Raw genomic sequence first — 17,351 nt, 5'->3', positions numbered from 1 at the left:
CCATCGAAAAATGGAAGAGCCGGTCCACCGGCTCCCGGCGTAAGCGACCTTAGGTTCTGGGGGATTTGACCTGACCGAGTCCTCGGCAGGCAGCCAGCACCCGCAAGAACGAGCCGCGCCGGCTCTATCAATCGAGCGAGGTGACGTCATGAGCATTTTCAGCCACTTCCAGCAGCGATTCGAAACGACTCGCGAGGAAGAATATTCCCTGCAGGAGTATCTGGACCTCTGCAAGCGCGACCCCAGCGCCTACGCCAGTGCTGCCGAGCGCCTGCTGCTGGCGATCGGCGAGCCCGAACTGGTCGATACCGCCAGCGACCCGCGCCTGTCGCGCATCTTCTCCAACAAGGTCATCCGCCGCTATCCGGCCTTCGCCGACTTTCACGGGATGGAAGAAAGCATCGAGCAGATCGTCTCGTTCTTCCGCCATGCTGCCCAGGGTTTGGAAGAGAAAAAGCAGATTCTCTACCTGCTGGGTCCGGTGGGCGGCGGCAAGTCCTCACTGGCCGAGAAGCTCAAGCAACTGATGGAAAAGGTGCCCTTCTATGCCATCAAGGGCTCGCCAGTGTTCGAATCGCCGCTGAGCCTGTTCAACGCCAGCGAGGATGGCGCCATCCTCGAAGAGGAATACAACATCCCGCGCCGTCTGCTGAGCAACATAATGTCGCCGTGGGCCACCAAGCGGCTGCAGGAATTCGGCGGCGACATCAGCCAGTTCCGGGTGGTCAAGCTGCACCCCTCGATCCTCAACCAGATCGCCATCGCCAAGACCGAGCCGGGCGACGAGAACAACCAGGACATCTCCTCGCTGGTCGGCAAGGTGGACATCCGCAAGCTGGAGGACTTCCCGCAGAACGACGCCGACGCCTACAGCTACTCCGGCGCCCTGTGCCGGGCCAACCAGGGGCTGATGGAGTTCGTCGAGATGTTCAAGGCCCCCATCAAGGTGCTGCACCCGCTGCTCACCGCCACCCAGGAAGGCAACTACAACAGCACCGAGGGACTCGGGGCGATTCCGTTCAACGGCATCATCCTCGCCCACTCCAACGAGTCGGAATGGCACAACTTCCGCAACAACAAGAACAACGAGGCGTTCATCGACCGTATCTACATCGTCAAGGTGCCCTACTGCCTGCGCGTCACCGACGAGATCAAGATCTACGACAAGCTGCTGGCCAGCAGCACGCTGTCGCGCGCCCACTGCGCCCCGGACACCCTGAAGATGCTCGCTCAGTTCTCGGTGCTGTCGCGCCTCAAGGAGCCGGAGAACTCCAACATCTATTCGAAGATGCGCGTGTACGACGGCGAGAACCTCAAGGACACCGATCCCAAGGCCAAGTCGATCCAGGAATACCGCGACGCCGCCGGCGTCGACGAGGGCATGACCGGCCTGTCCACCCGCTTCGCCTTCAAGATCCTCTCCAAGGTGTTCAACTTCGACCCGCACGAGATCGCCGCCAACCCGGTGCATCTGCTCTACGTGCTGGAACAGCAGATCGAACAGGAACAGTTCCCGCCGGAGGTGCGCGAGCGCTACCTGCGTTTCCTCAAGGAATACCTGGCGCCGCGCTACATCGAGTTCATCGGCAAGGAAATCCAGACCGCCTACCTGGAGTCCTACAGCGAGTACGGGCAGAACATCTTCGACCGCTACGTGCTGTACGCCGACTTCTGGATCCAGGACCAGGAGTACCGCGACCCGGAAACCGGCGAGATCCTCAACCGCATGGCCCTCAACGAGGAACTGGAGAAGATCGAGAAGCCCGCCGGCATCAGCAACCCGAAGGACTTCCGCAACGAGATCGTCAACTTCGTGCTACGCGCGCGCGCCAGCAACAACGGCAAGAACCCCAGCTGGCTGAGCTACGAGAAGCTGCGCGTAGTGATCGAGAAGAAGATGTTCTCCAACACCGAGGACCTCCTGCCGGTCATCAGCTTCAACGCCAAGGCCAGCAAGGAAGACCAGAAGAAGCACAACGACTTCGTGGTGCGCATGGTCGAGCGTGGCTATACCGAGAAACAGGTGCGCCTGCTGTCCGAATGGTATCTGCGGGTACGTAAATCGCAGTAACGCAGCTGACGCCTGAAGCTGGACGCCTGTGCGCACCGCAGCGCACTGCCAGCTTCCGGCCTGCAGCTTCCCGCTAGCCCGGAGCGCGTATATGAGCTACGTCATCGACCGCCGCCTGAACGGCAAGAACAAGAGCACGGTGAACCGCCAGCGGTTCCTGAGCCGTTACCGTGGCCATATCAAGAAAGCCGTCGAGGAAGCCGTCGGCCGGCGTTCCATTACCGACATGGAGCACGGCGAGCAGATCACCATCCCCGGCCGCGACATCGACGAACCCATCCTGCACCACGGCCGCGGCGGCCGGCAGACCAGCGTGCACCCGGGTAACAAGGAGTTCGTCGCCGGCGAGCGCATCCCCCGTCCGCAGGAGGGCGGCGGGGGCGGCGGCGGCCGGGGCCAGGCCGGCAACAGCGGCGAAGGCATGGACGACTTCGTGTTCCAGATCACTCAGGAGGAATTCCTCGATTTCATGTTCGAGGACCTGGAACTGCCCAACCTGGTCAAGCGCCACATCACCGGCGCCGACAGTTTCAAGACCGTGCGTGCCGGCATCAGCAACGAAGGCAACCCATCGCGCATCAACATCGTGCGTACCCTGCGCTCGGCCCATGCGCGGCGCATCGCGCTGTCCGGCAGCAGCCGCCTCAAGCTGCGCGCCGCGCGCGCGGAACTGGAGCGCCTGCGCCGCGAGGAGCCGGATAACTTCAGCGACATCCAGGCCACCGAGGCGCTGATCGAAAAACTGCGGGCGCGCATCGACCGCATTCCGTTCCTGGATACCTTCGACCTCAAGTACAACCTGCTGATCAAGCAGCCCAACCCGACCTCCAAGGCGGTGATGTTCTGCCTGATGGACGTCTCCGGGTCGATGACCCAGGCCACCAAGGACATCGCCAAGCGCTTCTTCATCCTGCTGTACCTGTTCCTCAAGCGCAGCTACGACAAGATCGAGGTGGTGTTCATCCGCCACCACACCAGCGCCAAGGAGGTCGACGAGGAGGAGTTCTTCTACTCCCGGGAAACCGGCGGCACCATCGTGTCCAGCGCCCTGAAATTGATGCAGGAGATCATGGCCGCCCGCTACCCGGTGCACGAATGGAACATCTATGGCGCCCAGGCCTCCGACGGCGACAACTGGAACGATGACTCCCCCCTGTGCCGCGAGCTGCTGGAAGAGAAGATCATGCCGTTCGTCCAGTACTTCACCTATGTGGAAATCACCCCGCGCGAACACCAGGCGCTCTGGTACGAGTACGAGACGGTGCATGAAGTCTTCCCAGACAGCTTCGCCCAGCAGCAGCTGATCTCGGCGGCCGACATCTACCCGGTGTTCCGCGACCTGTTCCAGCGGAGGATGGCCTGATGAACAGCCGCAAACGCCAGCCGATCTCAACCGGCTCGGAATGGAGCTTCGAGCTGATCCAGGCCTACGATCGCGAGATAGGCCGGCTTGCCGCCGGCTTCGGCCTGGACACTTACGCCAACCAGATCGAGGTGATCACCGCCGAGCAGATGATGGACGCCTACGCCTCGGTGGGCATGCCCATCGGCTACCACCACTGGTCCTACGGCAAGCATTTCCTGGCCACCGAGAAGGGCTACACGCGCGGGCAGATGGGCCTGGCCTACGAGATCGTCATCAACTCCGACCCGTGCATCGCCTACCTCATGGAAGAGAACACCATGTGCATGCAGGCCCTGGTGATCGCCCACGCCTGCTACGGCCACAACAGTTTCTTCAAGGGCAACTACCTGTTCCGCAGCTGGACCGACGCCAGCTCGATCATCGACTACCTGGTATTCGCCCGGCAGTACATCAGCGAGTGCGAGGAGCGCCACGGCATCAAGGCGGTGGAGGATCTGCTGGACTCCTGCCATGCGCTGATGAACTACGGCGTGGACCGCTACAAGCGCCCCTACCCGATCTCCGCCGAGGAGGAGCGGCTGCGCCAGAAGAGCCGCGAGGAACACCTGCAGAAGCAGATCAACGACCTGTGGCGCACCATTCCACGCGCCGCCGACAAGGGATCGCAGCGCGACGCCAACCAGCGCTTCCCGGTCGAACCGCAGGAAAACATCCTCTACTTCGTCGAAAAGCACGCGCCGCTGCTGGAGCCCTGGCAGCGCGAAGTGGTGCGCATCGTGCGCAAGATCGCCCAGTACTTCTACCCGCAGCGCCAGACCCAGGTGATGAACGAGGGCTGGGCCACCTTCTGGCACTACACGCTGATGAACGCGCTGTACGACGAGGGGCTGGTCACCGACGGCTTCATGATGGAGTTCCTGCAGAGCCACACCAATGTCATCTATCAGCCCGCCTTCGACAGCCCCTACTACAGCGGCATCAATCCCTACACGCTGGGCTTCGCCATCTACAGCGACCTGAGGCGCATCTGCGAGCACCCCACCGACGAGGATCGCCGCTGGTTCCCGGACATCGCCGGCGGCAACTGGCTGGAAACGGTCAAGTTCGCCATGGCCAACTTCAAGGATGAAAGCTTCATCCAGCAATTCCTCTCACCCAAGGTGATCCGCGATCTGCGTCTGTTCAGCGTGCTGGACGACGATCAGCAGGACGAGTTGCTGGTGCCGGCCATCCACGATGAGGCGGGCTACCGGGCGATTCGTGAACAGCTGGCCGCGCAGTACAACCTGGGCAACCGCGAACCGAACGTGCAGGTGTGGGACGTGGACCGACGGGGCGACCGCTCGCTGACGCTGCGTCACATCCAGCATGAACGCAAGCCGCTCGGCGATTCCACCCAGGAAGTGCTGAAGCATCTGCATCGTTTGTGGGGTTTCGATGTCCATCTAGAGACGGTGCGCGGCGACAAGGTCATCCAATCCCAGCACATGCCCCCGCAGGGGACCGGCGAGGAGTACCCGCATCTGGACCTTGCCCTGCCGCCGATCTGACCGGGCTCCGGCCGGAGCCCTCCCGAGGAGGCTCCCATGCGCCATACCGCCGTCCTCCTGCTCGGCATCGGCCTGTACGCCTGCAGCACGCCCGATCCCGCCCAGGTACAAATCCTCCACGACGCCAGCGACTTCGGTGCCCGGCGCGAGTACCAGCTCATCGCACCCTATGCCGACATGCCCGGCGCCGAAGCCACCCTGCTCGCCGAGTCGCTGCAGCGCAGCCTCGCCCGCCATGGCTATCGACAGGGCGGCAGCGATGCGCCGCTGCTCATCCAGTATCGATTGACCAGCGCCAGCCAGCCGCTGACCTACCCGGTCGATGTGCCACCACCCAGCCCGCTCGGCCCGTATCAGGCGATCCATCGCTTCGAGGACGTGCGCGGCCTGTTGCACCTGCGTGTGACCGATCGCAACGAACAGCTGCTCTGGGAGGGCGCCGCACGCACCGAGCTGAGTCCGGAGCGCCAGCGCCAGCAACAGATCGACCGGGCCGTGGACGCCCTGGTGCAAAAGCTGCCGGTAGCGCGCTGAACCTCTGCCGGCCGCGCCTGTTATCCTGCGCGGCCACGGAGGTGAGCGATGCAAATCTACAAAGTCGGCGGCGCGGTGCGCGACCGCCTGCTGGGCCGGCCGGTCAGTGAAATCGACTGGGTGGTGGTCGGCGCCAGCGCCGAGGAAATGGCCGCGCTGGGCTACCGCCCGGTGGGCGCGGACTTTCCGGTGTTCCTGCACCCGCAGACCGGTGAGGAGTATGCGCTGGCGCGCACCGAGCGCAAGAGCGGGCGCGGCTACGGTGGCTTCACCTTCCACGCCAGCCCCGAGGTCACCCTCGAACAGGACCTGCTGCGCCGCGACCTGACCATCAACGCCATGGCCGAGGACGAACACGGCCAGGTCATCGACCCCTATGGCGGACTGGGCGATCTGCAGGCGCGAGTGCTGCGCCATGTGGCGCCGGCCTTCGCCGAGGATCCCTTGCGAGTGCTGCGGGTGGCGCGCTTTGCCGCCCGTTACGCGCCGCTCGGCTTCACGGTGGCCCCGGAAACCCTGGCGCTGATGCGCCAGCTCAGCGAATCCGGCGAGCTGCGCGACCTGACCCCGGAACGCAGCTGGAAAGAAATATCCCGGGCGCTGATGGAGTCGCGTCCGGACGTCTTCGTGCAGGTGCTGCACGACTGCGGTGCGCTGGCTGAGCTATTGCCGGAAGTGGATGCGCTCTTCGGTAGCGACCGGGCTGAAGCGCTATTGAAAACGCTGCGCGCCTGCGCCGAGCGCGAGCAGCCGCTGGCGGTGCGCTGGGCCTGCCTGCTGCTGGATACCGGCGCGGAACAGATTGCCGCCATCAACAGCCGCTGCAAGGCACCGCGTGAATGCGCCGAGCTGGCCTTGCTGGCCCGTCAGCATCGCGGTGCATGGCAGGACGCGCTGGAACTGTCCGCCGAGGCGTTGCTGGCCTTGCTGCAGGGCTTCGACGTGTACCGCCGTCCGCAACGCTTCGAACAGTTCCTGGCCGCCTGCGAAATGGCGGCGCGCGGTGCCGGACAGGAGCATGAGTTTAGGCAGTCCGCCTACCTGCGCGGCGCCGCCGACTGCGTGCGGGGCCAGGCCATCCAGCCGCTACTGGAACAGGGCTACCAGGGCGCCGCCCTGGGGCAGGCCCTGGCGCGTCAGCGCCTGGAGGCGCTGCAAGGCTACCGGAAAACCGGGCACGTGTAGGGTGGTCAAGGCTCTGCCTTGGCCACCGCTCGGCGGCCAGGAAAAGCGCTGCCCCCCTACCGAGCTGATCAGGCTGGACGCGGATACCGTTCGACCAGCGCCGCCGGCGTCAGCTCGCGGCCACGCCACTGGAAGGGCACCGGCCACAGCTGTTGGTCGATGCGCGCCTGCGCCCACAGCTCGGCGAAGGTCTGGCCGGCCACCGGGTGGCGGCGTTCGGGCGCCAGGAGCGCCAGCGGCCAGAGCACGAAGGCGTTACGCAGGATTTCGGCGCGCGGCAGGATCAGGCCATGGAAGTCGCCGATGCAGTCGTCGAACAACAGCACGTCGATATCCAGGGTCAGGCCCTTGCGCTCCGGGGCATAGCGGCCGTTGTCGGCTTCGATGAACTTCAGCCGGCGGTCCAGCTCCGTCAATGGCAGGCGGCTGGTGCCGCTGACCACCATGTTCAGGAACGGCCCGCTGCGGATGCCCACCGGCAGGCTCTCGAACACCGGCGAGCAGCGCAGGTCGTCGAGCACCTCATCCAGCGCCTCCAGACCGGCGCGCAGATGGATTTCCCGGTCCGTGTTACTGCCCAGGCCGAGCAGCACCTGGTTCAGCGACATCCGCGTTCGATCTCCACACCCACCCCGGCAGCTGCCGGCACGGCGCCCGGCTTGGTGATCTTCAGGCGCAGCCAGGGGATCTGGAAATCGGCCATCAGCACGGCAGCCAACTGCTCGGCGAACGTTTCCACCAGTTGGTAGCGCGCCTGGGCGGCGAAGGCCTGGATGCGCTCGGCCAGCGCGGCGTAATCCAGCGCCAGATTCAGATCGTCGCCCGCAGCGGGGCGGCGATTGTCCCAGGCGCAGACCAGGTCCAGACGCAAGCACTGGCGGATCTCCCGTTCCCAGTCGTAGACGCCGATGACGGTGTCCACTTCCAGACCCTCGATAAACACATTGTCCAACTGCGCTCTCCGCGGCACGACAAGGGGCGTGCGACCCCGCTAGAATCGGGACTCCCTCGCCCCGGATCGGCTCTCATGTTCTGGTTGCTGGCAATCCTGGCCTACCTGTTGGGCTCGCTGTCCTTCGCCATCCTGCTCAGCCAGCTGAGCGGCGGCCCGGACCCGCGTGCACAGGGTTCCGGAAATCCCGGGGCCAGCAACATGTTGCGGGTCGCCGGTCGGCGCCTGGCCATCCTCACCCTGCTCGGCGACCTGCTCAAGGGCTGGCTGCCGGTGGTGCTTGCCCAACTCGCCGGGCTCAGTATCCAGCAGCAGGCCTGGGTCGGCGTGGCCGCCGTGCTTGGGCACCTGTTCCCGGTGTTCTTCCGCTTCCGCGGCGGCAAGGGCGTGGCCACCGCAGCCGGCCTCTTCATCGGCCTGTACCTGCCCGCCGCCCTGCTGGCGATCGCCACCTGGCTGCTGGTGTTCATACTGACGCGCATCAGCTCGCTGGCGGCATTGATCGCCACGCCCTTGACCCTGCCGCTGCTGGCCTGGCAACTGCCGGCGGCACTCTTGCCTGCGTGTGTGCTGACGCTCCTGATCGTCTGGCGCCACCGCGCCAACCTGCGCGATCTGCTGGCCGGCCGCGAACGGCATTTCTGATCAGGTTAGATCGCCGGCAGGGTGTCCATTGGCCAGCGCGCCCGCACGTCGATGCCCGGCCCGTCCTGCTGGCCGGCCAGCAGCCGCTGACAGCCGGCGTAGGCGATCATGGCGCCGTTGTCGGTGCAGAAGCGCGGGCGGGCATAGAACACCTGCCCCTTCATGTCGCCGAGCATCTTTTCCAGCGAGCGACGCAGCGCCTGGTTGGCGCTGACGCCGCCGGCGATCACCAGGCTCTTCAGGCCAGTCTGCTTGAGGGCGCGCTTGCACTTGATGGTCAGGGTCTCGACCACGGCGGTCTGGAAGGCCAACGCCACATCACAGCGACTCTGCTCGATATCGCCACCCTCGGCCAGGCAGCGCTGCCAGGTGTTCAGGGTGAAGGTCTTCAGGCCGCTGAAGCTGAATTCCAGGCCCGGCCGATCGGTCATCGGCCGGGGGAACACGAAGCGTCCCGGGGTGCCGCGCTCGGCCAGCCGGGCGATCTCCGGGCCGCCCGGGTAGGGCAGCCCCATGAGCTTGGCGGTCTTGTCAAAGGCCTCGCCGGCGGCGTCGTCCAGGGACTCGCCGAGCAGCTCGTATCGGCCGATGCCATCGACGCGCACCAGCTGGGTGTGACCGCCGGAGACCAGCAAGGCGACGAACGGGAACTGCGGCGGCTGCTCTTCCAGCATCGGCGCCAGCAGGTGGCCTTCCATGTGGTGTACGCCGACCGCCGGGATGCCCCAGGCGAAGGCCAGCGCCTGGGCGCAGGAGGCACCCACCAACAGGGCGCCGACCAGGCCCGGACCCGCGGTGTAGGCGATGGCGTCGATGGATTCCGCCGCACAGCCGGCCTCGTCGAGCACCTGACGGATCAGCGGCAGCATGCGCTTGACGTGGTCGCGCGATGCCAGCTCGGGCACCACGCCGCCGTAGACGCGGTGCAGGTCGATCTGACTGAACAGCGCATCGGCCAGCAGGCCCTGCTCGCTGTCATAGAGGGCGACGCCGGTTTCGTCGCAGGAGGTTTCCAGTCCCAGCACGCGCATGGGGTACACCGCTTCCAGCCTGGCAAATAATGGAGGCGCGCATGATAATCCCCACCCCCAGCCCCGACCAGCGCTTTTCGATGAAGGCCCTTTGCATTCCGCAGGGCGAAGGGGTAACATCCGCAACCCTTGAAAACCGACGTCCTCCAGTGCCGCTTGCAGGAGAGCGTTCACCACACCTGGTAATTGAAAGGTACGACCTGGATGCCCGCCGTCAAAGTTAAAGAGAACGAACCCTTCGACGTAGCCCTGCGTCGCTTCAAGCGCTCCTGCGAAAAGGCTGGTGTTCTGGCCGAAGTCCGCAGCCGCGAATTCTACGAAAAGCCGACCGCCGAGCGTAAGCGCAAGGCTGCCGCAGCCGTGAAGCGTCACGCCAAGAAGGTTCAGCGCGAACAGCGCCGTCGCGAGCGCCTGTACTGAGTTACAGCGCTGGCTGACCACAACGCCCGGCCCCGCCGGGCGTTGGCATTTCTGGATGCCACGCAAGCCTCGTCCTGCGGACGAGGCTTTTCCGTTTCCGTCTGCACGAGCGTATCCTGACGCCCCATGGCCGGCCTGATCCCACAGTCCTTCATCGATGATCTGCTCAACCGCACCGATATCGTCGACGTGGTGGGTTCGCGCGTCCAACTGAAGAAGACCGGCAAGAACTACAGCGCCTGCTGCCCGTTCCACAAGGAAAAGACCCCCTCCTTCACGGTCAGCCCCGACAAGCAGTTCTACTACTGCTTCGGCTGCGGCGCCGGCGGCAATGCCCTGGGCTTCGTGATGGACCACGACCACCTGGATTTTCCCCAGGCAGTCGAGGATCTGGCCAAGCGCATCGGCATGGACGTGCCCCGCGAGGAGCGCGGCCCCGGGAATCGTTCCCGGCAGCCGGTCGACTCGCCGCTCTACCCGCTGCTCGCCGCCGCCAGTGACTATTACCGCCAGGCACTCAAGAGCCATCCGGCACGCAAGGCGGCGGTGGACTACCTCAAGGGTCGCGGCGTGTCCGGGATCATCGCCCGCGACTTCGCGCTCGGCTTCGCCCCACCTGGCTGGGACGGCCTGCTCAAGCACCTGGGCGAAGACCCACTGCAGCAGAAGGCGATGATCGACGCCGGCCTGCTGATCGAAAACACCGAAACCGGCCGGCGCTACGATCGCTTCCGCGACCGCATCATGTTCCCGATCCGCGACAGCCGCGGCCGGGTGATCGCCTTCGGCGGCCGCGTGCTGGGCGATGACAAGCCCAAGTATCTCAACTCGCCGGAAACCCCGGTGTTCCACAAGGGCCAGGAGCTCTACGGCCTGTTCGAGGCGCGCCAGCACAACCGCAACCTCGACGAGATCATGGTGGTCGAGGGCTACATGGACGTCATCGCCCTGGCCCAGCTCGGCCTGCGTAACGCCGTGGCCACCCTGGGCACCGCCACCAGCGAGGAGCATCTCAAGCGCCTGTTCCGCCTGGTCCCCAGCGTGCTGTTCTGTTTCGACGGTGACAGCGCCGGCCGCAAGGCGGCCTGGCGCGCACTGGAAGCCACCCTGCCCAACCTGCAGGACGGACGGCGCGCGCGCTTCCTGTTCCTGCCTGAAGGCGAAGACCCGGACAGCCTGGTACGCCGCGAAGGCACCGAGGCTTTCCAGGCGCGCATCCATCAGCAGGCGCGCTCGCTGGCCGACTATTTCTTCGAGCAGCTCAGCGAGGAGGCCGACCCGCGCTCGCTGGAGGGCAAGGCACACCTGGCGACCCTGGCTGCACCGCTCATCGAAAAGATTCCCGGCGCCAACCTGCGCACCCTGATGCGCCAGCGCCTATCCGACCTGACCGGGCTCGGCGGCGAGGCCCTGCAGCAGCTGCAGCCCGCCCCTCCGGCACCCCCGCAAGCTGCGCCGATGGATTCCCCGCCGCCCTACGGGCAGCCGCGCAGCGAACGACCGTCCATGGGGCAGCGCCGTTCGTCGCCACGTGCCTCGCGTGCCGCGAGCGGCGTCGAACCCCCGAACCTGAGCGCATTGCGCACTCTGCTGCATCACCCGGAATTGGCTCAGAAGGTAGAGAACGCCGGCAGCTTCGCCGCCGAGGACGATACCTATGCCCAGTTACTGGTGGCGCTGCTCGAAGCCCTGCAGAAGAATCCGCGCTTGCGGGCCCTGCATCTGATCGCCCGCTGGCATGGCACCGAACAGGGTCGCCTGCTGCGCGCACTGGCCGAGAAGGAGTGGCTCATTGCGCCGGACAACCTTGAACAACAGTTTTTCGACACTATAACTAGGCTCGTAACCCGCCAGCGCGAACGCCGCCTTGAACATCTGCTGCAGAAAGCACGTCTAACCGACCTGAGCGCAGATGAAAAAGACCAGTTGCGCAGGCTGTTGAGCCGCGACAACGAAGCCGCCCCCGCAAGCACATCTGGCTTGTAAGCGCGGTTTTCGGCTATAATCCCCGGCTTGTTTTCAGCCCGCCAGACCGTCAGTGGATAGGGTGCCATGTCCGTAAAAGCGCAACAGCAATCTCGCCTGAAAGAGTTGATCGCCCGCGGCCGCGAGCAGGGTTATCTAACCTATGCCGAGGTCAACGACCACCTGCCGGAGGATATTTCCGATCCGGAACAGGTGGAAGACATCATCCGCATGATCAACGACATGGGGATCAACGTCTTCGAAACGGCCCCCGACGCGGACGCCCTCCTGTTGGCCGAAGCCGATACCGACGAAGCTGCCGCTGAGGAAGCGGCGGCCGCGCTGGCGGCTGTGGAAAGCGACATCGGCCGCACCACCGACCCTGTGCGCATGTACATGCGTGAGATGGGTACCGTGGAGCTGCTGACCCGCGAAGGCGAGATCGAGATCGCCAAGCGTATCGAGGAAGGCCTTCGCGAAGTGATGAGCGCCATTGCCCACTTCCCCGGCGCCGTCGACGGCATCCTCGCCGAGTATCAGCGCGTAGTCAGCGAAGGCGGCCGCCTGTCCGATGTTCTCAGCGGCTACATCGACCCGGATGACGGCACCCTGCCGGCCGAGGAAGTCGAGCCGGTCATCGTCAAGAGCGGAACCCCCGCCGCCAAGGACGACGAGGACGAGGAAGAAGAAAGCAGCGAGAGCAGCGACGACGAAACCGAGACCGATGGCGGTCCGGATCCGGAAGAAGCCGCCCGCCGCTTCAATGCCGTTGCCGAGCAGCTGGCCGTCGCCAAGAAGGCTCTGGCCAAGCATGGCCGCAGCCATCCGACCAGCGTTGCAGAACTGCTCGCCCTGGCCGAGCTGTTCATGCCGATCAAGCTGGTTCCCAAGCAGTTCGACGCCCTGGTCGAGAAGGTGCGCAGCGCACTGGAGCGCGTGCGTCAGCAGGAACGCGCGATCATGCAGCTGTGCGTGCGCGATGCACGCATGCCGCGTACTGATTTCCTCAAGCTGTTCCCGGGCAACGAAGTCGACCTCGACTGGAGCACCCAGATCGCCAAGGGCAAGGCCAAGTACGCCGAAGCCATTGGCAACCTGCAGGACGACATCAAGCGCAACCAGCAAGTGCTGATCGATCTGCAGAACGAGGTCGATCTGACCATCGCCGAGATCAAGGACGTCAACCGCCGCATGTCCATCGGCGAGGCCAAGGCCCGTCGCGCCAAGAAGGAAATGGTCGAGGCGAACCTGCGCCTGGTGATCTCCATCGCCAAGAAGTACACCAACCGCGGCCTGCAGTTCCTCGATCTGATCCAGGAAGGCAATATCGGCCTGATGAAGGCGGTGGACAAGTTCGAATACCGTCGCGGCTACAAGTTCTCGACCTACGCCACCTGGTGGATTCGCCAGGCGATCACCCGCTCGATCGCCGACCAGGCCCGCACCATCCGTATCCCGGTGCACATGATCGAGACGATCAACAAGCTCAACCGCATTTCCCGGCAGATGCTGCAGGAAATGGGTCGCGAGCCCACGCCGGAAGAGCTGGGCGAGCGCATGGAGATGCCCGAGGACAAGATCCGCAAGGTGCTGAAGATCGCCAAGGAACCGATCTCCATGGAAACCCCGATCGGTGACGACGAAGACTCGCACCTGGGCGACTTCATCGAGGACGCCACCATGCAGTCGCCCATCGAGGTGGCCACGGTGGAAAGCCTCAAGGAAGCGACCCGCGACGTGCTCTCCGGCCTTACCGCCCGCGAAGCCAAGGTGCTGCGCATGCGTTTCGGCATCGACATGAACACCGACCACACCCTCGAGGAAGTCGGCAAACAGTTCGATGTCACCCGCGAGCGGATTCGCCAGATCGAGGCCAAGGCGCTGCGCAAGCTGCGCCATCCGACCCGCAGCGAACACCTGCGCTCGTTCCTCGACGAGTGATCGACAAACCCCCGGCCCTGCCGGGGGTTTTCGTTTGTGGCTCAAGCAGTTGGCCCCGGGCGAGGCGACCGTTATACTCCGCCCCTCCTGCTGAGGGCCTGTAGCTCAGTCGGTTAGAGCAGAGGACTCATAATCCTTTGGTCCTGGGTTCGAGTCCCAGCGGGCCCACCATCTTCAAAGCCAGTTCACAGTCGCGCATCACCCCCACGCCCTGACCTCAAGCTGTAACCTGCGTCCTGTACATACGCTGCCAACATTCCTGGCAGCGCACGCAGTTATGAGCACGCTTACCGAACTGGCCCAGCACATCGCCCAGCTTTACCCTCTCACCGACAAGGCCGCCGGCCGCCGCTATCGCATCGTCAGCCAGCTGGCCGGCCTCACCGAACTGGAGGACACCAGCGGCCGGCCCCGCTACGTCGCCTCGCGGCAGCTGCGGGACCGCAGTCGCTGGGATATGGCCAGCTAGAAGCCCCAGGTCAGCGACAGGTTGGCGCCATGCTGGCGCTCTTCGGCGTCGCGCAGCTGATAGGCCAGACGCACCTGGAAGGCCTGACCAATCTCGGTGGCCACGCCAAGGGTCGCCAGGGTGTGGTCGCGATGCGGGGTGTAGCCCTGCAGGCCGTAGTCGAAGCCGGGCACCGACACCAGCCCCATGTCGACCACCCGCGCTTCGTCCTCGAACTCCCGCTCCCAGGCCACCTCACCGAACAGCTCGGAACGGCTGCCAATGCCAATGCGCGCCTCCACCCCGACACCGGCGCGCTTGCTGTCCCGGGTCTGGTCGTCGTAGCGCAAGGCGCTGGAGCTGTCGCCGCGTTCCCGCCAGGCATCCATCTCCACCCGCGCATACTCGGCGCTGATGAACGGGCTGAACGACCAGGCCCCACGGCGCCCCAGGGCATAACCCAGACGCAGCGTGGCGCCGCCTACCGCACCGTCCGTCTCGCTCTTTTCCACCCGCTCGCTGATGCCCAGCGCGAAGCGCCGCTCCAGGTCGCGGTAGTCGAGCTTGCCGTAGGTCAGGCCGACATCGGCCCACAGCCGGCTGCGCTGGTACTGCAGGAAGGTGCTCAGCAGGTAGGCATCCAGCTTGTAGCTGGAGTCGCTCGGCGTTTCCAGGCGCTGATCCTGCAGGCCCAGCGAGAAGCCCCAACGCCAGGCGTCGGCCAGCCGGTAGCTGCTGCCGAGGGTGATGCCCAGGCCGTCGTTGTCCGCCTCGCTCACCGCGGCGCCCGACTCGAAATCGCGGCTGTGGCCGGTGGCCGCGACAAAGGTGTGCCAGTCACCCCGACGCTGCCAATCGCCACGCGCAGACTGCCACTCGTGACGCAGCTGCTGCTGATGGGACATCAGACCGCCCAGCGCAATCTCGGGCAGCAGGCTGATTTCCCACGGTGCGGAGAGGATCGAATGGATGTAGTCGGCATTGATGGCATGCACGGCGGTGGTGGGGTGCACGCCGTCGTAGAACATCAGCCGATCGGGATCAGCGGTCGGACTGGTGATACCCCAGGTGGGATCCATCTGGCACTGATTGCCGTTGAAGCAGACATCCGTCTGTACCACGGCGGGATCGAAGCCGAAGCGCGCCGGATCGGCGACCACCTCCGCCACCAGCCCACGTACGTTGAGGAGAATGACCGAAGCTCCCTGGGCAGCCAGCTGGTCGCGTAGCGACTGGTTGAAGGCAGCGGAAAGACTGCTCCACTGGGCACGATCGCCGGACGCGGCGCCGGCAGGCGTCAGGCCCACGTCCGGCAGATCCGAGACAATGATGTAGCGCGCTCCGGCCTGGCGTAGCGCCGCGACCCCGGTCACCAGGTCGGCAGACGCGACCGCAGCGCTGGCGGCATCCACCACGCGACCCTGGAACAGGTCGTTGCCACCGCCGTTGATCAGGAACAGGGTGTTGGGGTCGACCCTCGGCTTATCGACCAGGTAGCCGTCACGCTCGCGCAAGGTGACACCGGCGCGCTCCACCACCGAGCCATCGGGCTCGATGATCGAATCGAGGATGTTGTCGGTACGATAGCCGGCCACGGCATAGTTGGTGCCGTCGGGGTTGTCGTTGTTCTGCAGCGCCGGAGTGGACGGCAATGCCGCCAGGCCCAGACGTTGCGCCAGATACTGCGGCGCGACGGCGGCGAATGCCTCGTCTCGATTGTCGCGATAGGTGGGACCGGTGCGGTTGGTCATGCGCAGCCCGCCGATGGGCTCGACGCCATCCAACGGACCAAGCAGGTCCGGGAACTGTCCGCTGTCGCTCAGCGAATCGCCGAAGATCACCAGCTGGGAATAGGGGGAGGCCAGGGAAAGCGTGGGCAGGACCAGCAGCAGGCTGAGGCCCAGAGGGTGTCGGAAGGGCATGAAGCGACTCCTGTCAGGGTTGTCGGAACAACTTCCAGAGCGTTGTTCGTAACGCACTCACCCAGACTAGACCCTTGTTCGCCCCGCACAATTCATCCGACCCACCGGTGCGTCCCCGTCAGCCCGGCACGCCCAGCTCCGCAACAGGCTGCGCCTGCTGCACTCCCAGAAAGGCGCGTAGCGCATCCCGCCGCGCCATCGCATCCCGGTAGCCAAGCTCCATGAGTTCGTTGCAGTAGCCCGGCTCGAACAGCAGGTAACTGAGCACGCCGGCGCCACCCGCCTGGGTCGCGCCCGGCCCGCGCAGGAAGGTGCGCAGCGAGCGTGGCAGGGCCTTGCGGTGCCGCGCGGCGATGGGCTCCAGGGGCTGGCTGGGGTTGATCACCAGCACATCCACGTTGCGCAAGCCCAGCTGCCGCCTCTCGCGCCCTGGCGGCAGGATCTGCCCGATATGGTTGAGGCGCTCCAGCAGCTCGATGTCCGACTCCAGGTTGTCGACGAAGGTGCTGTTGAGCAGGTGGCCACCGATGCGCGCCAGGCTCGGCGGCTGGTTGCTGGCCGGGGCCGCGGCGTCGTCCCGCTCCGGGTTGCTGCTTACCCCCACCACCAGGATGCGCGTGGCGCCCAGGTGCAGCGCCGGGCTGATCGGCGCCACCTGGCGCACCGCACCGTCGCCGTAGTACTCGTGGTTGAGACGCACCGGAGGGAATACCAGGGGAATCGCCGCACTGGCCAGCAGATGATCCGCGCCGAGGCGCGTCGGCACACCGACCCGCCGATGGCGGAACCAGGGATCGATCGCGCCCCACCCCTGGTAGAAGGTCACCGCATGGCCGGAATCGTAGCTGAACGCGGTGACCGCCACCGCCCGCAGGCTGCGCTGGCGGATCGCCGCGGCTATGCCATTGAAATCCATCTCCCGCTCGATCATGCCGCGCAGCGGGGAGCTGTCGAGCAGCGACAGGGGCTTGTCGCGGCGCATCCCGAGAAGGCCACGTCGCACGAAACGCCCGGCCTGCAGGAACAGACCAGGCCAGTCGCTACGAAACACCTGATCGCAATGCAGGTTGTGCCAGACCGTGCGGATGCGCTCTACCGCCTCGCCAAACTGCAGCGCGCCACAGGCCAGCCCCACGGCGTTGATCGCCCCGGCCGAGGTACCGACGATGACCGGAAAGGGATTGTGCGTGGCATCGGGCAGCAGCTCGGCAATTGCCCTCAGCACGCCGGCCTGATATGCCGCGCGCGCGCCGCCACCGGACAGCACCAGGCCGGTGACGCCGGTGTCGTAGCTTCCTTCGCGTTCCATCTGAATCCGACC

Annotated in this window: 15 protein-coding genes and 1 tRNA gene; 11 read left to right on the top strand and 5 right to left on the bottom strand. The window is 65.4% G+C overall.

The window, feature by feature from the left end; genetic code table 11:
• Nucleotides 1–148: 148 nt before the first annotated feature.
• The 5 genes from PT85_RS16680 (at nt 149) to PT85_RS16660 (ending at nt 6,706) form a co-directional block, all read left to right on the top strand.
• Nucleotides 149–2,071 (top strand): PrkA family serine protein kinase, encoded by a 1,923-nt coding sequence (locus tag PT85_RS16680; RefSeq protein WP_039562618.1) that lies wholly within the window; start codon nt 149–151, stop codon nt 2,069–2,071.
• Nucleotides 2,072–2,162: 91 nt separating this feature from the next.
• Nucleotides 2,163–3,434, top strand: a complete 1,272-nt coding sequence (locus tag PT85_RS16675; RefSeq protein WP_027590631.1) for a YeaH/YhbH family protein — start codon at nt 2,163–2,165, stop codon at nt 3,432–3,434.
• A complete protein-coding gene (locus PT85_RS16670; protein ID WP_039607284.1) occupies nt 3,434–4,987 on the top strand; it encodes a SpoVR family protein in 1,554 nt (517 codons plus the stop codon). Before PT85_RS16675 ends, PT85_RS16670 begins: the two co-directional genes overlap by 1 nt.
• Before the next feature lie 36 nt (nt 4,988–5,023).
• The gene (locus PT85_RS16665; RefSeq protein WP_039607283.1) at nt 5,024–5,521 is read left to right on the top strand and encodes a DUF4136 domain-containing protein; all 498 of its coding nucleotides are present in this window, start codon (nt 5,024–5,026) and stop codon (nt 5,519–5,521) included.
• A 48-nt stretch (nt 5,522–5,569) separates the two neighbouring features.
• On the top strand, nt 5,570–6,706 hold the full coding sequence (locus PT85_RS16660; protein ID WP_039607282.1) for a multifunctional CCA addition/repair protein: 1,137 nt from the start codon (nt 5,570–5,572) through the stop codon (nt 6,704–6,706).
• 68 nt (nt 6,707–6,774) lie between these two features.
• Here the strand turns inward: PT85_RS16660 and folK are convergent, their stop codons facing one another.
• Both folK and folB read right to left on the bottom strand, forming a co-directional pair.
• A complete protein-coding gene (gene folK / locus PT85_RS16655; protein WP_027590627.1) occupies nt 6,775–7,314 on the bottom strand; it encodes a 2-amino-4-hydroxy-6-hydroxymethyldihydropteridine diphosphokinase in 540 nt (179 codons plus the stop codon).
• Complete coding sequence (folB, locus tag PT85_RS16650) at nt 7,305–7,658, bottom strand: dihydroneopterin aldolase (RefSeq protein WP_027590626.1); 354 nt, start codon at nt 7,656–7,658, stop codon at nt 7,305–7,307. The genes folK and folB overlap by 10 nt, the downstream gene beginning before the upstream one ends.
• A 75-nt stretch (nt 7,659–7,733) precedes the next feature.
• On the opposite strand from folB, the gene plsY reads away from it, so the two are divergent.
• Complete coding sequence (gene plsY, locus PT85_RS16645; RefSeq protein WP_027590625.1) at nt 7,734–8,303, top strand: glycerol-3-phosphate 1-O-acyltransferase PlsY; 570 nt, start codon at nt 7,734–7,736, stop codon at nt 8,301–8,303.
• Nucleotides 8,304–8,308: 5 nt separating this feature from the next.
• Here plsY and tsaD read toward each other — a convergent pair whose 3' ends face one another.
• On the bottom strand, nt 8,309–9,334 hold the full coding sequence (tsaD, locus tag PT85_RS16640; RefSeq protein ID WP_039607281.1) for a tRNA (adenosine(37)-N6)-threonylcarbamoyltransferase complex transferase subunit TsaD: 1,026 nt from the start codon (nt 9,332–9,334) through the stop codon (nt 8,309–8,311).
• Between the two features lie 204 nt (nt 9,335–9,538).
• Between tsaD and rpsU the strand changes: the two genes are divergently transcribed.
• The 5 genes from rpsU to PT85_RS16615 all read left to right on the top strand — a co-directional run bounded on the left by rpsU (nt 9,539) and on the right by PT85_RS16615 (nt 14,129).
• Nucleotides 9,539–9,754 carry a 30S ribosomal protein S21 gene (gene rpsU / locus PT85_RS16635; protein WP_003085057.1) on the top strand — a complete coding sequence of 72 codons (216 nt, stop codon included), beginning with the start codon at nt 9,539–9,541 and terminating at the stop codon, nt 9,752–9,754.
• A 126-nt stretch (nt 9,755–9,880) separates the two neighbouring features.
• The gene (dnaG, locus tag PT85_RS16630) at nt 9,881–11,740 is read left to right on the top strand and encodes a DNA primase (RefSeq protein ID WP_039607280.1); all 1,860 of its coding nucleotides are present in this window, start codon (nt 9,881–9,883) and stop codon (nt 11,738–11,740) included.
• A 66-nt stretch (nt 11,741–11,806) separates the two neighbouring features.
• Complete coding sequence (gene rpoD, locus PT85_RS16625; protein WP_027590622.1) at nt 11,807–13,660, top strand: RNA polymerase sigma factor RpoD; 1,854 nt, start codon at nt 11,807–11,809, stop codon at nt 13,658–13,660.
• A 94-nt stretch (nt 13,661–13,754) separates the two neighbouring features.
• Nucleotides 13,755–13,831: transfer RNA gene (locus tag PT85_RS16620), tRNA-Ile, on the top strand.
• Between the two features lie 106 nt (nt 13,832–13,937).
• Nucleotides 13,938–14,129 (top strand): hypothetical protein, encoded by a 192-nt coding sequence (locus PT85_RS16615; protein ID WP_039607279.1) that lies wholly within the window; start codon nt 13,938–13,940, stop codon nt 14,127–14,129.
• Here PT85_RS16615 and PT85_RS16610 read toward each other — a convergent pair.
• Together PT85_RS16610 and PT85_RS16605 are read right to left on the bottom strand one after the other, a co-directional pair.
• A complete protein-coding gene (locus tag PT85_RS16610; RefSeq protein WP_039607278.1) occupies nt 14,126–16,030 on the bottom strand; it encodes an autotransporter domain-containing SGNH/GDSL hydrolase family protein in 1,905 nt (634 codons plus the stop codon). The genes PT85_RS16615 and PT85_RS16610 overlap by 4 nt on opposite strands.
• Before the next feature lie 118 nt (nt 16,031–16,148).
• On the bottom strand, nt 16,149–17,339 hold the full coding sequence (locus tag PT85_RS16605; protein ID WP_027590619.1) for a patatin-like phospholipase family protein: 1,191 nt from the start codon (nt 17,337–17,339) through the stop codon (nt 16,149–16,151).
• Between the last annotated feature and the right edge of the window lie 12 nt (nt 17,340–17,351).

The organism is Pseudomonas flexibilis (assembly GCF_000806415.1).
Lineage (GTDB): Bacteria > Pseudomonadota > Gammaproteobacteria > Pseudomonadales > Pseudomonadaceae > Serpens > Serpens flexibilis.
The sequence above is the reverse complement of the archived record's forward strand: the minus strand, read 5'-3'. Positions and strand labels throughout refer to the sequence as shown.

Coding starts and splice junctions, on each gene's coding strand:
- PT85_RS16680 (WP_039562618.1), top strand. CDS start 149: ATGAGCATTTTCAGCCACTTCCAGCAGCGATTCGAAACGACTCGCGAG.
- PT85_RS16675 (WP_027590631.1), top strand. CDS start 2,163: ATGAGCTACGTCATCGACCGCCGCCTGAACGGCAAGAACAAGAGCACG.
- PT85_RS16670 (WP_039607284.1), top strand. CDS start 3,434: ATGAACAGCCGCAAACGCCAGCCGATCTCAACCGGCTCGGAATGGAGC.
- PT85_RS16665 (WP_039607283.1), top strand. CDS start 5,024: ATGCGCCATACCGCCGTCCTCCTGCTCGGCATCGGCCTGTACGCCTGC.
- PT85_RS16660 (WP_039607282.1), top strand. CDS start 5,570: ATGCAAATCTACAAAGTCGGCGGCGCGGTGCGCGACCGCCTGCTGGGC.
- folK (WP_027590627.1), bottom strand. CDS start 7,314: ATGTCGCTGAACCAGGTGCTGCTCGGCCTGGGCAGTAACACGGACCGG.
- plsY (WP_027590625.1), top strand. CDS start 7,734: ATGTTCTGGTTGCTGGCAATCCTGGCCTACCTGTTGGGCTCGCTGTCC.
- tsaD (WP_039607281.1), bottom strand. CDS start 9,334: ATGCGCGTGCTGGGACTGGAAACCTCCTGCGACGAAACCGGCGTCGCC.
- rpsU (WP_003085057.1), top strand. CDS start 9,539: ATGCCCGCCGTCAAAGTTAAAGAGAACGAACCCTTCGACGTAGCCCTG.
- dnaG (WP_039607280.1), top strand. CDS start 9,881: ATGGCCGGCCTGATCCCACAGTCCTTCATCGATGATCTGCTCAACCGC.
- rpoD (WP_027590622.1), top strand. CDS start 11,807: ATGTCCGTAAAAGCGCAACAGCAATCTCGCCTGAAAGAGTTGATCGCC.
- PT85_RS16615 (WP_039607279.1), top strand. CDS start 13,938: ATGAGCACGCTTACCGAACTGGCCCAGCACATCGCCCAGCTTTACCCT.
- PT85_RS16610 (WP_039607278.1), bottom strand. CDS start 16,030: ATGCCCTTCCGACACCCTCTGGGCCTCAGCCTGCTGCTGGTCCTGCCC.
- PT85_RS16605 (WP_027590619.1), bottom strand. CDS start 17,339: ATGGAACGCGAAGGAAGCTACGACACCGGCGTCACCGGCCTGGTGCTG.